The sequence below is a fragment of the Vibrio sp. 811 genome, assembly GCF_033339195.1.
Genome location: NZ_JAWOUB010000999.1, coordinates 1 through 508 on the forward strand (window position 1 = coordinate 1; position 508 = coordinate 508).

The window sequence follows — 508 nt, forward strand, 5'->3', positions numbered from 1 at the left end:
GACATGTCTCAAACGCTCTAGCGATTTCACACAATCATTTGGATCGTTCACCTCCACCAGCAACACAAATTCTTCACCGCCCCAACGAATCAGCAGGTCACCTGAGCGAGTGGATTCGTTGAAAATAGAGGCAATATGCATCAACATTTGGTCGCCGATGTCGTGACCATAAGTGTCGTTAAACGCTTTGAAATGGTCGACATCAAGAACCGCAAGCGCGAAGGTTCTATCTGGAGTGCGGCGGGCCATCTTCTCTAACCATACTTCTAAATAGCGGCGATTGTGAAGGCCAGTCAAGAGATCTGTAGTACTTTCTTGCGTTAGTGCTTTATTGATCTTTTTGACTCGCAAAACATAACGGAAACCCACTACACCAATGGCTGCTATAGCGATAAAGTAGAACATTTCGCGGTAACGTTGCGAGCGCAACTCAGAGGCTTGAAGTGCGTTTTTCGTCTCAAGCAAATTCAACTCTTTTTGAGCCAATTTCGCTTCAAGGTCAAACTTA

At 45.5% G+C, this 508-nt stretch carries 1 protein-coding gene; it reads right to left on the reverse strand.

Translation table 11 applies throughout. The features are described 5' to 3' along the window. Positions 1 to 508 (reverse strand): GGDEF domain-containing protein (locus R7Q46_RS30570; RefSeq protein ID WP_318078764.1); only part of this gene is annotated, 508 nt, incomplete at both ends.